Annotated in this window: 18 protein-coding genes; 8 read left to right on the top strand and 10 right to left on the bottom strand. The window is 36.6% G+C overall.

What is annotated here, in order from left to right; all coding sequences use genetic code 11:
• Positions 1-15 precede the first annotated feature (15 nt).
• On the bottom strand, positions 16-876 hold the full coding sequence (locus tag CLV96_RS14835) for an alpha/beta fold hydrolase (protein WP_004787977.1): 861 nt from the start codon (positions 874-876) through the stop codon (positions 16-18).
• A gap of 67 nt (positions 877-943) precedes the next feature.
• Between CLV96_RS14835 and CLV96_RS14840 the strand changes: the two genes are divergently transcribed.
• Together CLV96_RS14840 and CLV96_RS19840 are read left to right on the top strand one after the other, a co-directional pair.
• Positions 944-1,372 carry a hypothetical protein gene (locus CLV96_RS14840; protein ID WP_004788027.1) on the top strand — a complete coding sequence of 143 codons (429 nt, stop codon included), beginning with the start codon at positions 944-946 and terminating at the stop codon, positions 1,370-1,372.
• Entirely contained in the window at positions 1,373-1,576 is a 204-nt protein-coding gene (locus tag CLV96_RS19840) for a hypothetical protein (RefSeq protein WP_166669664.1), read from the top strand.
• A gap of 37 nt (positions 1,577-1,613) precedes the next feature.
• On the opposite strand, the gene CLV96_RS14845 is transcribed toward CLV96_RS19840, so the two are convergent.
• The 4 genes from CLV96_RS14845 to CLV96_RS14860 are packed head-to-tail and all read right to left on the bottom strand — an operon-like array spanning position 1,614 to position 5,088.
• The gene (locus tag CLV96_RS14845) at positions 1,614-2,885 is read right to left on the bottom strand and encodes an NAD(P)/FAD-dependent oxidoreductase (protein WP_004788123.1); all 1,272 of its coding nucleotides are present in this window, start codon (positions 2,883-2,885) and stop codon (positions 1,614-1,616) included.
• Positions 2,873-3,361 carry a low molecular weight protein-tyrosine-phosphatase gene (locus CLV96_RS14850; RefSeq protein WP_004788276.1) on the bottom strand — a complete coding sequence of 163 codons (489 nt, stop codon included), beginning with the start codon at positions 3,359-3,361 and terminating at the stop codon, positions 2,873-2,875. The genes CLV96_RS14845 and CLV96_RS14850 overlap by 13 nt, the downstream gene beginning before the upstream one ends.
• On the bottom strand, positions 3,362-4,036 hold the full coding sequence (locus tag CLV96_RS14855; RefSeq protein ID WP_004788001.1) for a M48 family metallopeptidase: 675 nt from the start codon (positions 4,034-4,036) through the stop codon (positions 3,362-3,364). It lies immediately after the preceding gene.
• A 20-nt stretch (positions 4,037-4,056) separates the two neighbouring features.
• Positions 4,057-5,088 carry a putative porin gene (locus CLV96_RS14860; RefSeq protein WP_004788143.1) on the bottom strand — a complete coding sequence of 344 codons (1,032 nt, stop codon included), beginning with the start codon at positions 5,086-5,088 and terminating at the stop codon, positions 4,057-4,059.
• 187 nt (positions 5,089-5,275) lie between these two features.
• Between CLV96_RS14860 and CLV96_RS14865 the strand changes: the two genes are divergently transcribed.
• Genes CLV96_RS14865 through CLV96_RS14880 form a run of 4 tightly spaced genes read left to right on the top strand, consistent with a single transcriptional unit; the run spans position 5,276 to position 8,141 of the window.
• Positions 5,276-6,202, top strand: a complete 927-nt coding sequence (locus CLV96_RS14865; protein ID WP_004788215.1) for a ParA family protein — start codon at positions 5,276-5,278, stop codon at positions 6,200-6,202.
• Entirely contained in the window at positions 6,186-6,896 is a 711-nt protein-coding gene (locus tag CLV96_RS14870; protein WP_004788192.1) for a ParB/RepB/Spo0J family partition protein, read from the top strand. Before CLV96_RS14865 ends, CLV96_RS14870 begins: the two co-directional genes overlap by 17 nt.
• A 7-nt stretch (positions 6,897-6,903) precedes the next feature.
• Positions 6,904-7,542 (top strand): DUF1569 domain-containing protein, encoded by a 639-nt coding sequence (locus CLV96_RS14875; protein WP_004788161.1) that lies wholly within the window; start codon positions 6,904-6,906, stop codon positions 7,540-7,542.
• Positions 7,539-8,141 carry an NADPH-dependent FMN reductase gene (locus CLV96_RS14880; RefSeq protein ID WP_040917485.1) on the top strand — a complete coding sequence of 201 codons (603 nt, stop codon included), beginning with the start codon at positions 7,539-7,541 and terminating at the stop codon, positions 8,139-8,141. The genes CLV96_RS14875 and CLV96_RS14880 overlap by 4 nt, the downstream gene beginning before the upstream one ends.
• Here the strand turns inward: CLV96_RS14880 and CLV96_RS14885 are convergent.
• Positions 8,083-9,162 carry an acyltransferase family protein gene (locus CLV96_RS14885; RefSeq protein ID WP_004788108.1) on the bottom strand — a complete coding sequence of 360 codons (1,080 nt, stop codon included), beginning with the start codon at positions 9,160-9,162 and terminating at the stop codon, positions 8,083-8,085. The genes CLV96_RS14880 and CLV96_RS14885 overlap by 59 nt on opposite strands.
• 109 nt (positions 9,163-9,271) lie before the next feature.
• Here CLV96_RS14885 and CLV96_RS14890 point away from each other — a divergent pair, with 109 nt between their 5' ends.
• Positions 9,272-9,712, top strand: coding sequence for a Crp/Fnr family transcriptional regulator (locus tag CLV96_RS14890; protein ID WP_004787909.1), 441 nt, complete (start codon positions 9,272-9,274; stop codon positions 9,710-9,712).
• Here CLV96_RS14890 and CLV96_RS14895 read toward each other — a convergent pair whose 3' ends face one another.
• On the bottom strand, positions 9,713-9,964 hold the full coding sequence (locus tag CLV96_RS14895; protein WP_004788175.1) for a hypothetical protein: 252 nt from the start codon (positions 9,962-9,964) through the stop codon (positions 9,713-9,715). It lies immediately after the preceding gene.
• Between the two features lie 2 nt (positions 9,965-9,966).
• Positions 9,967-11,469, bottom strand: a complete 1,503-nt coding sequence (locus tag CLV96_RS14900) for an HDOD domain-containing protein (protein ID WP_004788145.1) — start codon at positions 11,467-11,469, stop codon at positions 9,967-9,969.
• A gap of 87 nt (positions 11,470-11,556) precedes the next feature.
• On the opposite strand from CLV96_RS14900, the gene CLV96_RS14905 reads away from it, so the two are divergent.
• Positions 11,557-12,084, top strand: a complete 528-nt coding sequence (locus tag CLV96_RS14905) for a hypothetical protein (RefSeq protein WP_035983509.1) — start codon at positions 11,557-11,559, stop codon at positions 12,082-12,084.
• Here CLV96_RS14905 and CLV96_RS14910 read toward each other — a convergent pair.
• Entirely contained in the window at positions 11,993-12,541 is a 549-nt protein-coding gene (locus tag CLV96_RS14910; protein ID WP_004788091.1) for a hypothetical protein, read from the bottom strand. The two genes, CLV96_RS14905 and CLV96_RS14910, sit on opposite strands and share 92 nt — an antisense overlap.
• Positions 12,542-13,819, bottom strand: coding sequence for an STAS domain-containing protein (locus tag CLV96_RS14915; RefSeq protein WP_134152029.1), 1,278 nt, complete (start codon positions 13,817-13,819; stop codon positions 12,542-12,544). It abuts the gene before it with no gap.
• Positions 13,820-13,942 lie beyond the last annotated feature (123 nt).

Below are 13,942 nucleotides of genomic sequence, written 5' to 3' on the forward strand. Positions count from 1 at the left end.
CATTGTCCTTGGTTTTTATTTTAAAAAATCGATGATAGCGGAAGAAACTTCTTCGGGAGAGTCCATATGTAAATGGTGCCCACCAGGTAAAATTACTTCTTTTAAATTTTTGACAGCATTTTTTCTATTTTTGTATTTTTCTGCGATTGGAAATCCGGATTGATCACCTAGTATGAGTAAGGTTGGGCATTCAATTCTTTTGCAGAACGATTCAATTTGTTCTTCGGTATAACGAAAAAAGGAATTATAATGGAGTCTTAAATCTCTTCTTGGTTTAAAACCTTTTGGTGTTTTTTCGATTCCTCTTTCCATAAGAATTTCAGCTGATTCTTTTTTCATATCCCCTGCTTTTAATCTTACTCCTACTGCTGATTCCATGTCAGGGAAATAAGTTTCTTTTTTTCCTCTCGGATGGAGAATTTGTTTAATTGCTTCTGTGAGAATATCCGGCGCAGATTCAGAAAGATTTGTCAATGGTCCAAGTGATTCGATTAATACCAATTTGCTGATTTGTAAAAGATTTGTGCCGGCGACTAACGTAGAAACGGCGGCTCCCATCGAATGTGCCATAAGAATAAAATTTTCTAATCCTAATGTTTGTGCAATAGAGACAACTTCTAGAGTGTATTCTGCAAAATAATATATTGTGTTTTCAGGTTTGTGACTGGATTTGCCATGACCTGGAAAATCTAAAGAGATAAACCGATAGTCGGGGAAAAACTTTGCAAGTGGTGCAAAACTATTTGCATTGTCTAACCAACCATGGAACGCAAGAATTGGTACCCCTTGTGGGTTTCCCCACTCAACTCCCTCAATGGTATGAAATTTTGTGCGAATTGAAATCGGCAACATATACCTAAGGCTTTTTGATTCCATTCGATTGTAAACATTTATCTTTCAGATTTGCGCTTGATTCTTTTTCACTTTTTAATTGAATTTAATCATGAGCCGTTTACTTTTCATCCTCTTTATTTTATTTTTTTGGGTGTCGATCTTTGCAGAAACCAAACAAAAGTCCATTTGCCTAAGTTTAGTGGACTGTGAAAAACAGGCAGATTCCACCGAGATCCATCGAAAAAAAATTACATTTTTGACTTTTGGTATTTCTGAATATGCAAGTACTGCATCTTCTCGCGACTTGGTTCCTTTATATTTAAAACGATTGAAGTCTACCATTTTAGAGGCGAACGGAGAGACTGGTTATAAAGGGGAAATTGTTTTAAAAGTAACCCACAAACCTGAATATAAAATAGCACAATTAAACAAAGCTGAGGATGATGTTCTATTTCTTGAGTCCAATCAAAAATCTTTATCTAAAGAAGAGTTTGACGAGTTAGAAAAATTGAAAGTTTTGTTAGGTGATTCAAAATAAATGCGCAGAATTACATTTGTTTTATTATTTTCATTTTTTTCCTGTGCTCAACTTTCTCGAGAAGAACAATTTCAAGCTGAGTGTGAAAAAAACACGGAAAAGAAGTTATGTATTTATGCTGCCTATTTTAGAAAGACATACAACAGGCGGGAATACCGAGCAAAACAGTTTAGTTTGGATTGGGAATACAGAACTCTCCTATAAAAAATGTATTTCTAAAGCAGAAAAAAATAAATTTAACCTACGATCGAATTGAGAGTTCATCCATTTCTTCTTGGATTAATCTCGAACCTGCTCGAAATGTCAAATAACTCCAGACCCAACTGAGTAAAGTACTTACTTTATTTTTGAATCCAACTTGATAAACAAGATGGACAAAAAGCCAACCAAGCCAGCCAAGAATTCCTTTTAAGCGAATTTTACCAAATTCTGCAACTGCATCGGTTCTTCCTATGGTTGCCATGTTCCCTTTGTCAAAATAATGGAATGGAGTAATTGATTTCTTTTTTTCAACTGAGTCGATGACTTTTGCAACGTATCTCCCTTGTTGCATGGCAACTGGCGAAACACCTGGCAATGGCCTTGAGAGCCCGGAGCTATAGTTTGCGGCGTCTCCAATTACGAAAACTTCAGGAAACTCGAATGTTCTACAGTATTCGTCTACGATAATTCTATTCGCTTTATCTTTGTTAATTGGCAGATTTTTTGCTAGTTCTGAACCTTCTACACCTGCTGCCCAAATGACTGTTTTTGATTCGATGGTTCTGTCTTTGAGAACAACTCCTGTATCTGTAATTTCCAAAACCGGGGAATTCGTTAGAACTTCAACTCCCCTACTTTCTAACTTCTCTTTAGTAAACTGGCTAGATTTTTCATTGAATGCAGTAAGAAGTCTAGGCCCAGCTTCAATTAAAGTTACTTTTGTCATCCCAGAATCAATATTTCTAAAGTCTTTACGGATGATATTATGAGATAATTCGGCAATTGAGCCAGCTAGTTCAACTCCAGTGGGTCCACCTCCGATAATTACATAGTGCATAAAACTTTTTGCTTTTTCATAGTTCCCGATTAGCTCTGCTTGTTCGAAAGAGAGTAGAATCCTTCTTCGAATTGCTAAAGCATCTTTGAGATTTTTTAGACCTAAGGTTTTTTCTTTCCAGTTGTTGTTCCCGAAATAACTGGTCCTTGCTCCCGTTGCTAATACTAAGTAATCATAAGTTTCCGAATTGTTCTGGAATTTGACTGTTCTATTTTTGAAATCGACTTCAGTTACATCCCCTAGTAGTATTTTTACATTCTTAAATTTAGTTGTAATGGATCTAGAAGGAATGGCGATATCGGCGGGAGACAAAACTGCCGTTGCCACTTGGTATAAAAGTGGTTGAAAGAGATGATGATTTTTTTTATCAACAACCGTGATTTCAAAGGAGCGATTGTTCGCAAGAGATTTGATCACTTGCAATCCACCAAATCCTGCTCCAATGATAAGAATTTTTTTCTTTATTTGAGACATTTTTCTATTCCTAAAAAATTTAAAAATCCTACGGAACAGTCCTCTACAAGATCCTGTACCATTTCAAAAGCGGTTTCGTTTTTATAATACGGGTCAGGAACGATAGGTTTTCCTTTATCACTTCTGAATTGACCAAAGAGAAATATTTTCTCTTGGATTTTAACATCATTTGTTAGACTGATTACATCTTGGAAATTGTTCTCATCCATAACCAGTAAATAATCGAAATGTGTTAGGTCTGTCCGGGTCAATTTTCTGGATCTATGGGTTAAATGGATCCCTCTTTTCTCGGCTACTTTTCGTGTGCGTGGATCGGCTAATTCACCATCATGGTATCCGGAAGTTCCGCAAGAATCTATTTCAAAAAGATCGTTTAGGTGTTTTGTTTTTATTAAATTATTAAATGCACCTTCCGCTGCAGGAGAACGACAAATATTTCCTAAACAAATAAAGAGGACTTTGATTTTCTGTTCCATTTAATTGAGATAATAGATATATTTTCTCCCTATTTCTTTTAACCACTTCTCTGCAATCTTGTAATTTGGGTTCTGTGATTCAACAATCTTCCAGAATTTTGAGGAATGATTGTGTTCGATAGTATGTGCAATTTCATGTAAGACTATATATTCAATGATTTGATCTGGGCAATGTATCAAACTTAGGTTCAACGAAATTTGATTTTTTGAATTGCAACTTCCCCAAAGTGATCTCATGGGTTTGATTGAGATTTTTGACACTTTCGTATTAAGGGCATACGAGGTGGATTGAACCATAGGTTCAATTTTTTTTAGTAGCAAATCACGAAAAATCAGTTTTCCTTTTTGAATTTGTGACTTTTCGCTGTTTGTTTTCGGTATTTGAATTGTTTCACCTGAAAAGTTAAATTTTCCCTTTGGTATAATTTGGATCGTTGTCAAATTTCCGAAAATATGAGTTATCTCTTTATTCGCAAATTTCAGTTTTTGGGGGATATCTTTGGGCAGTTGCTTTAGTTTTGATAGTATCCATCCCCTTTTTTCCGAAAGGAATTCATCCAACTGTTGTTTGGGGACTCTTACAGGGTGTTTTAAAACAACTTTGCCATTTTGATAAACGATTAACGAAATATTTCTGCCTTTGCTAGGTTTTCGCTCTATTATGAAGTCTTCCATTCTTTGTTAGATTAAATTTATTATTCGATTTTGGAGTCTATTTTATCTTTTGTTTGAGGCCAATCAATCTTATTTAAGGCCCCAATCTCTATACTAAAATCTTTGATATTGATGTGCGACTTAAATCCGCTAACCAAATTGGATGCGATATCCTCCATCGTTAGACCTCCTTGTGAAGTAAATCGGCCTTCGGAAAAAAATCTACGGTGATTGATTCGGAGGTAACTCAGCCAGGTAGAATTTATTTTATATCCAACTTCTGCTTTGGATGCCCAACCAAGGCCGTAGTTTTCTGAGAAGAAATTGATGGATCGTTGGACATGGAAATCTCTGGTTTTGATCCTTCCAAAAGATGGCATAAAACTGAGATCTAAATAAAAATCTCCTGAAGAATATCGATAACCACCCCCGAAAAAGAACTCCCATAGATCATTTGAAAAACTAAGTCCATTCCCGATTGGGCCATAAAAAGCTGGGTTTGAGTCTATAAACTGGTTCACGTCATAAAATAGATATTTGAAGTATGAGTATCTTGCGCCAGTCGAGAGGAAAAAACCAGATCCATTTGCCCAATAATTTGGATTCGCATTTTGGAAATAATACCTACCGTAAACTTCTGCTCTATTTTCGTAGACGGTAGATTTTCCTTTGCCGTCTGCAAAGTTTCGGCTGCCAGAATAAATTGTCGCAGAATCTCTGTAACTCCATTCGCGGGTTGCGATTTTAGTTCCATTTTCCGTTGATACAGATCCAAGGACAAAGTCTTCATCCCTGGCTTGTCCTGATTTTTGGTACCATCCAGAAGTTTTAAGTGAACCGTTGATTTCCCATCTATCTTGGGTAAAGATTCCCTGGATGCCGAATAGGGGGAATGTCCTTGGGAATGTGATTCTGGAGCCACCACGGATTCCTGATAGATTGGGATACTTATTTCCAGTTTCGAAAATATATTCCCCACCGGATTTTTCTAGCGATGGACCCCAGATGACTTCTGCGGAAATAGAAGTGAATGTAAGGCAAAATAATAAAGGTAAATTGGAAAATTTAGGCACCAACGTAAGTTCTATTTCACCTATAAGTTGTAAATTCCTAATTTATAAGTTTGGAAGGGGATGGCTTGGTAGCTCTTTTTATGTGTCCTCAGAAAATGTCGTCTTTCTTAGGGGTGAAATGATTTCACCCCTAAGAGACATAATTAAATTGACACTCTAAGTAGACCTAACATCATTTATGCAGGTTATGGGTAAATCAGATTCAATATTAACTGAAGAAGGAGCAGCAAAGTTTGTTGGGTTGAGCACCGAAGAGTTCTCTGCCAAGGCATCTGCACTAAAAATTCCTGGGTGGAAATCGGGAGAATTTAAAGAATCGGTTCTGCTAAAATATTTTGAACCCACCCATTCTGATGGTTTCGATAGTCACGTGATCGCTATATCAAATCAGAAAGGCGGGGAGGGGAAAACTACGATCAGTTTATATTTAGCTGAAGCCCTTGCCGAAAATCATAAAGTGCTCTTGGTCGATTGGGATCCCCAAGCAAATGCGACGCAACTTTTTTTAAAAGATGATGTTCCGTCCGTTATGGATTATCTCGGTTATCGCGGGAAAAAGGCTAAGAATATTGAGCCAGCAATAAGAACGATTGGTGAGAATTTTGATTTGCTCCCGTCTACATTGGAGCTTGCGAATTTAACAACGCCATATGAGAGGGATGATTTTGAGTTATTGAACGAGGCAATTCTGCCGCTGCGTTCTCGCTATGAATATATCATTATTGATTGTCCGCCATCTTTAGGTCTGATTTTGGAAAATGCTCTGATCTGTGCCGACTATATTCTTGTTCCTATACAAACGCGGGCATTTAGTCTGCAAGGGATTAGAGATTTGTATGAAACAATTCAAAAGATTCAAAGAAAGGCAAACCAGAGGTTAAAGTTACTGGGAGCAGTATTAAATCAATACGAAGGACAGAAAGCACTTGCTGGATTGGCAGAAGGAGTGAAAAAATACTTCCCTGTCTTTGAAACAGTTGTTCAAAGGAGAGAGGCAATCCCACAAGCTCAAGCAAAGATGTCTCTTTTGGCTAAAATTGATTTAGCTACAATGAAAAATTTTAGAGAACTTGCAATAGAGGTTAAAAACAAAATCGATGTCCAAAAAAACTGAGTTCCAAGCTTTAGATTTAATCTCTGCATATTCCGAAAAAAAGAAGAATCCTTCTCATTTGGAATTAAGTCAAATTTTCCCGAATCCAACCCAACCTAGGTTGATTGGACGAGAAGATACAACGGATCTGTTGCCTTCGATGGAAAGATTGGGCTTAATTGAACCAATTCTTGTAAGGAAAGAAAAAGGGAAATACCTGATTGTTGCAGGTGAACGTAGATACCGAGCAGCGATTAAACTAGGCTGGAAGGAGATTCCAGCCATCATCACCGATGCGAATGAAGATGTATGTTATGAGATGTCACTTGCTGAAAATGAAAAGAGAAAAAATTTAAACCCTTGGGAAGTGGGAAAAGCAATACAGTACTTACGTAAAGAAAAAAGGAAAACGGCAGAAGAAGTATCTGAATTGTTGGGTTACAGCGGACGGTATGTAAAACAACTTAGCAGTATTGCGCGATTGGATCAAAAATCTGTGATGGAACTTATGATTAGTGGTAAGCCACTTTCAGTAAAGAATTTGGAAGAACTGCTAAAACGTAAAGAGAACAGAGGGGGTGAAATCATTTCACCCCGGGCAGGAACAAGTTCGGGTCGTATTAGTATTAATGTGGGTAAACTTACCGGTAAGGTAAGAGATAACTTTTTAAAAGAATTGAGTTTACTCAAAAAAAAATACGGAATTAACGAATAGAGGAAAAATGAAATCAATTTTAAAGCTTAAAACGATAGATGATATCGAAAGAGAGTTATCAATTATAGTTGCTTGTGAAAAAAAACAGAAGGCTGACATCAGCTTAAGCCAAATCTATGATTTTTTAGCAGAATCGATAGAGTTATCAATTCAAAGGATAGGCTCATCGAACAAAAGAAATACGATCAATAAATTATTGGGTAAATACAAGTTTGCTAAACTCATTTCAAAAGGTAATTACACCAAAGCCAATCAAATTCCAGGTTTCCCACCAAAAGATTTAGGGGATGCAGACTCAGCCTTACTAAGATTAAAAACATCCCTGACTGCCTTTAAATTACATTCGGGCCCATTTGCTGAACATTCCGTTTTCGGGGAGCTAGATAAAAAACAGTGGGAACGTGTTCATGGAATCCTCGCTATTTTTTTGTTTGGTTACATCCAGTTATTCGGAGACGAAAAATTAAGATTCGCAAAAGACAGGGAACAAAGAAAAGAAAAAGCATTCTCTGAGAAAAAACACCATCAACCTCAGAAGAAAAAAGATGACCGTGATTCAAAACCAAATGGTCATAATAATCGAAAATGGAAAAACAAAAAAAAGTCTCATCACAAAGGGAATAAAAATCAAGGTGGCGCTCGATGAAAATTTGTTTAGTTGTGGGGAGTCATCGTAAGAATTCCCAATCTCTAAAAGTTGGAAAATTTTTAGCTAAGTCATTGGAAACAAAAGGGATTGATACGTTACTTTTTGATTTAGGAGTGAACCCACTTCCTCTTTGGGAACCAGCTATGTGGGAAAAAGAATCAGATATTAAAAAGTTTTGGTTAGATTATAGTGAAGGATTTGGAAGCGCAGATGCCTATGTTTTTCTTTCACCTGAATATGCAGGTATGGCCAGTCCTGCATTAAAAAACTTCTTCCTCTACTTATCCAGTGGTGATCTCTCACACAAACCTGGATTAATTATTACTGTTTCAAGCGGAATGGGCGGAAGTTATCCAAATGCAGAACTTAGAATGTCTAGCTATAAAAACACTCGCATTGTTTATCTTCCTGATCATGTCATCGTTCGTCATGTTGAGTCTGTATTAAATTCAGAAACTCCAGAGGGTAAGGATGATGAATATATCAGGTCAAGATTGAGTTATGTGTTAAGTGTACTCGTTGAATATGCAAAAGCTCTTAATCAGGTACGCCAGAGTGGTGTGATCGACTTAAAAACTTACCCTTTTGGATTATAATAGCGATTAAAATCGGAATTCCGACATTTAAAATTAAAGTTATCACATATCCCAAAAAAGGCCCTCCCAGTGAATAAGGGTCTATACTATGCATTGTATGAATTACGAAAGGGTGTAATAAAAAGATAAATAAACTTTGATTGCCTATGTAACTAATCCAGTTGAACAAAGTTTTACTAAATTTAGGGATTAGTTCCCAAATGAAGAGAAAGAAAATGATTGGGTAAGCCAAGTGGTGATTTTTAAAATCTAAAAAATAAACATAACTAAATAGAATTAAAAAAAATAGAAACATCAAAGTGAGTGTTCCAAAAAGAAGCGTTAATTCTTTCTTTGAATTATTTTTATCTTCATATGAGAACCCAATTTGAATTCCTAAAACAAAAAAGAAAAGGTAGTTCAATATGGATATCGAATGGTATTCTTTTGGTAAGACGGTATCAAAGAAACCTAAGTTAGATAACAAATTCAATAAAAAAGAAATGAACAATATAAATTTGGAGATGGATCGGTTAGTCAAAGTTTTTTCGAAAACATAGAAGAGAAGATAAAATTGAAGTAAAAGTGGGACAAAGTAGTAAGGGGCAAATACTTTCCCCAAAAAGTAAAATTGTAAAAATTCAATGAGATTGTAATTTTGATATTTAACTAAATAACCTGCAACCGATGCCAATGTATAGGGAAGGAGGAGGTTCTTTGCTTTTGAATTCCAGTAACCGCTCTTTTTTCTTAAAAAAATAGCAGATGTTAAAATAAACAATGGTACCGAAAAACGAGAGAAATTGGAAAAAAACAAAGTGGTCCTGATAACATTTGCATCATTTGGATGAAAAAACTGAAAGTAGGAATGTATATGAATTAAAACAATTCCTACCATGGCAAAGCCACGGAGGAGATCAAAGCGACTTTCTCTTCCTTCCTTAGTAGCGCGAGGATGCGGAAGAGAATAGGGGATTTTGAATGCCCAGAGGTACAAAGCAGCAAGTCCCGTTAGTATGATCCCTAGTAATTCCCATTCCATAAATCTTTTCTCCCTTACGGCATTTTCTTTTCAGATTTCCAGGGGGAAAGGAAAATGAATTCAGATTTTAGGCAAAATAGCCAAAAATAGATACAGGAGCTACGAATCAATGAGCAAACTCAACATTCCGCCAAATCAGAGAATCTTCAAAGAAGGGGAACTGAATAATGCGATGTACATCATCCTTCAAGGAAACGTTGAGATTTTTTTTACTGTCAATAATAGTCAAACTCGATTAGCACTCATGAAACCAGGAGATTTTTTTGGTGAAATGGCATTGTTTAGTTCTAATCCTAGAAGTGCAACTGCAAGAACAATCACGAATTGTGAAGTTGCAGTGATTGAGAGTAAACAACAACTTGAAAACTTTCTTGTTAAAAATCCGAAGTTTGCTGCAAAAATGGTTTCGATTATGGCAGATAGGCTTGCTCGCACCAACGAACTACTGATCAGTAGTATGGAAAAATCTGTGGCTAAGAAAATTGAATTTAGCAATGACGTTGGGAAAGAACACCAAATTGGAATTAGCGATGTTCAGGATGTGGAGTGATTATCCGTAGATAGTCGGCAAATTCTTTTTGATTAATGTAATTTCAAGAATGGGAGCATAACTCAACAAGTTCTTAATGTTAACCATTTGGCCTTCTGCCAAAAGAAACTCGGATAAAATTTCTAAGGTTTCTTCCGGAGGAAGAGTTGAAATGCTTGGATATTCAGGATGTCCCACCAAGTTAAATTCTGATGCAAGTTTCTGGTCTAATAATTGTTCGTCTTCTAAGTTTAGTAAGTCTTTCCAGTTCATAATTAAATCAAGAGATTTTGATATTCTTCTCTATGCTCCTCGAATTGGATTTTAAACCTTTCTTGCATATCGCGAAATTCTTTTTCTGAAGTGATCTCAAAATACTCCAAAACTTCTGGTTCTACCGTGAAATAATTCCCTTTACCGCGACCAATATTTGCCAAAATATCTGCCAAGTAGATGATCTGGCATAGGATATTGTTCCTACTTTTGCATTGCCATGGTTTGTGATGAAAACGAATGACATCTAAAATTTCTTCAGGGAAGTTCCACTTTTCTGACATCAAATAACCAATTTCTGAATGCGTTGTCCCCAGTGTGTATTCTTCTACCCATTCAGAAATTTCATTGTTGTCATCACTTCTTAATACTCGAATTTGGTTCACTTGGCTAAGGTCCAAAGAAAGTAAAACCATCCTTCCTAAGTCATGTAAGAGAGCGGATATGACTGCTGGTTCTAATAGTTTTAAATGTTTTTTCCGGTCTTCAATTAGGAAACGAGCATACATGGAGGTTTTAAAGGAATGTGTCCACACTAATACTTGTTTCGCATAACGAGAGTTAAGCACTTTTTTGGCACCTAATGTTAAAAAAATTGATTCTAGGTTTCGAAGGCCAATTCTTTTGACTCCTTCCAGAACTGAAATAATTGGTGTGTGGGACCCAAATAACGGAGAGTTGGCGATTTTCAAAATTTCTGCAGTGATGGCAGGGTCTTTTTCTACTTGTCCTGAGATTTCATGCCAATCGACGTCTTTTTTCTTTGCGATAAAAATCAATTTTTGAATTTGTGGAGGTAGCGGGGGAAGGCTATTGACCTCGCGGACCAAAAGATTTTTTATATTGGTTTGGTTCTCTTTTGGTATGAGTTGTTTCGGTATTCGTATAATCACTTCCGTAGAATCATCAGTGGTTACCAATTGAAAGAACTGGCTAGAAATACCCGAGTTTCTAAGAAGGATATGAATTAGGACAATACCAAGTCCTGAACTTTCTTCGTTGTCAACGGATTCGCGATAAGCGTCATTTATGTTTTTGTATTTTGCTGATGCTTGTACTCTTTTTAAAATTCTGTTTTTTTCTTCAGGAAGAATTTTGGCGTTATTTTTAACTTTGAATTCTATATAATCTTCTTTGAAAATAGTACTTAAAGTAATTTTGTATTGGGAGTGATCTAATGCTAAAAATACTCTTTTTCGATTATGTCCAAATTCGTCCTTGTACATAGGAATGCCTCTGGCATAATCTTTTTCATCCCAGAGATTCAAACCCTGCTCTTGGAAAAAAACACGTTTTCCATTAGCCTTACATCCGTTTACTAGTAGTTCACTTAGGATTGTAAAAAGAATTTCATGTAGGAATTCTAAGGAAATGCTACGGACAACTCTGCCAATCCAAACATCCAACTCAGGGCAGTCGATTTCCGAAAAGTGGACATATTCTTTGGAAATTAGTTTTCCGGAAAGAAAGTCCTCCTGAAAGGTAATGAGTGGGGGAATCGACATGATAAACCTGTTTTGAACCTTGTTTCTCTTTTTGAAAACCGAAAATTTTATTTTGAAATTTGAGTTAGGATTCCGATAATGAAGACTATGGAACTCTTAAAAAAATCCCTTCCTATTGTCCTTGTGTTATTTGTAGCAACTGTGTCTATCCCAGCTCAGGACACGAAACCGCAATCTACACCCACTGATGTGAGCCAAGAAAATCACGATGCAAAAGAGGGACAAGATAAAGAGTTGTTCGAATACTATTATAAAACTCGCCCAGAAAATTTGCCACCTAATAAAGCGAAATTGGAATATAACTTAATCAAGACCCTAAAAAAAGAAATAATGAGCCGAGATTATTCCAAAGAATCTGCTGAAGCGATTAAAAAAATCGATGCAACCAATATTCAATATGAAAGAGTATATAGAGAAAGTAAGTGGCTTCGTGGTTTTATGACGCAAAACACTCATTTGAATTATTCAGAGTTCATGTACATTGTAAAACATGATAAATATATGTGTTTTGTTAGTTTTGATGTTAATCCTGAGACTTATTTACAACAATCTCGTCAGTCGCATCTGGTTTTTGCTGCGAAGGATAAGTTTGAGATAGTAATCCCAAAACCCTAGTCAGCGAAGTAACACCAACTAATACAAGTAAATAGACAAACCCATATTGAAAGTATCTTTCTAAGTTTTCCAAGAGGGGGAGTGATTCTTCATTCCCCTTAATTCGCGAAATAGCCGTTTGTTTCCCAAAAATTCTGATTTCTTTCTTATAAACCTCGATTGTATCACCTAACCGCAGTCTTTTGTAAATGGAGTAGGGGATCCGTTCCGTGATTTCATATAAAGATCCATTACTAAGTCCAAAACTGTAATGGCACTGATAAGCAATCGGAAATTGGTTTTTGACTCGAGAAAGTTCCTGGACAATCGCAAAACTTCTGTTTCTTTCTTCGTTTAAGGTTTTTGTTGCTGATTGTAACTGAGAGTTTTCGAGATAAACAAGAGAATAAAATAAGGAAATAACTGCAAAAGATACGAAAACCGAGTTGGAGATCCAAACGGATATTCGAGGAGACATCTAGGACTTAGATGGCTCCTCAAAGGACTTTAACGCTTCTTCCCGGTCAGCATAAAATTGGAAAGCATTTGAAAGACCAAGTAAATGAAACACTTGTAAGATGGAACTTGTGACACCTACCAAGGCCATTTCCTTATTTCTTTTTTGTAAGTTCATTTTTACGTCTAGAATCATTCGAATACCTAAGCTAGAGATGTATCGGAGTTCTGAAAAATCCAAAATCAAATGCTTCCTGTCGCTCCCAACCATTTCATCCAGGATTGTTTGTGTGATGCGGTCAAGTGGTCCCGACTCCATACGACCTTTGATCTGGACGATGACAGTCCCATTGATTCGTTTTTGTTCTATTTCGTATGGCAAGTCTTGCATGGATTCCCCTCTCTTTAGCGGAACAATTACAGATAATTTCTCTGGCGATAATCGAATTGTCGCCTTTGCATAAGGTAGAAATGGATAGTGTCTCTCCGTGAGAGAATCAACTGCCAAACCACCATTCATTTCAGAAATAACTTCCACTTGATCCAAGGCCCTAAAATCTGCCAAGGAAAACTCTGTTTCTCGAGACTTCACTCGGATTTCTCGGGAATAAACATGGAAAAAAGTCTCATGTTTTGAAAATGGAGAGAATTTCTTTGGAAAACAAGAGCTAATCCAACCTGTGGATCCTGCTCCCGTGTAGACAAGTAAACCCGAACATTTTTGCTCCTCTTTTTGTCCTTGGTAGGAAATCCAAAACCGGGAAGTGAGATCTGGACTATTGTTTCGGATGGAAAGTTCACAGATAGCCGGTACAGTTTTCAGTTTGGTTCCATTTGGATACAATATTTCCGTATCTAAAAGAGACCATGACTCAACTTGCGTGTGTTGGAAGTTATTTTTGACAGCAGTCTTTAATTCTTCAGCAGTAAAACCAAGTAGTGCTCCCACGGAAGATTGAGGATCGGAGTTACATCCGATTAAATGAGTATTTCCAGCCAAATGTGCAACATACGTGAAATGATTATCGCCACCATGGGCAACGATCAGGTCGAACTTGGATCCATCTTCCGGATCAAAGTTTTCTCGAAACACAAAGTCTGCATCGGGAAAAACATGTGTTTTAAGAAAGTTACGAGATTCTAATTGCCTTTCATGCGATTCAAAAGTTCTTTGAAAGACTTCTGGATTTTGACGTGCGACTTCCTTATAGGCCTGAATGGAGCCATAAGTTTCCAAATCTAATTCGTATTTGGTCCGTTTGAAGACCACTACGACCTTTCTATACTTGGTGGAAGTCATGAGTTTTGGAAGAAATTCTCATTTTCCTTAGGGAAATAAAGGTTTTTTTAAAAAAACTTCGTTTTTCTTAGGAAATTTGCAGAAAAATTGTATCCAAAATCAATTTAGTCTTGTACCAAATCA

Source organism: Leptospira meyeri, assembly GCF_004368965.1.
Taxonomy (GTDB): domain Bacteria; phylum Spirochaetota; class Leptospiria; order Leptospirales; family Leptospiraceae; genus Leptospira_A; species Leptospira_A meyeri.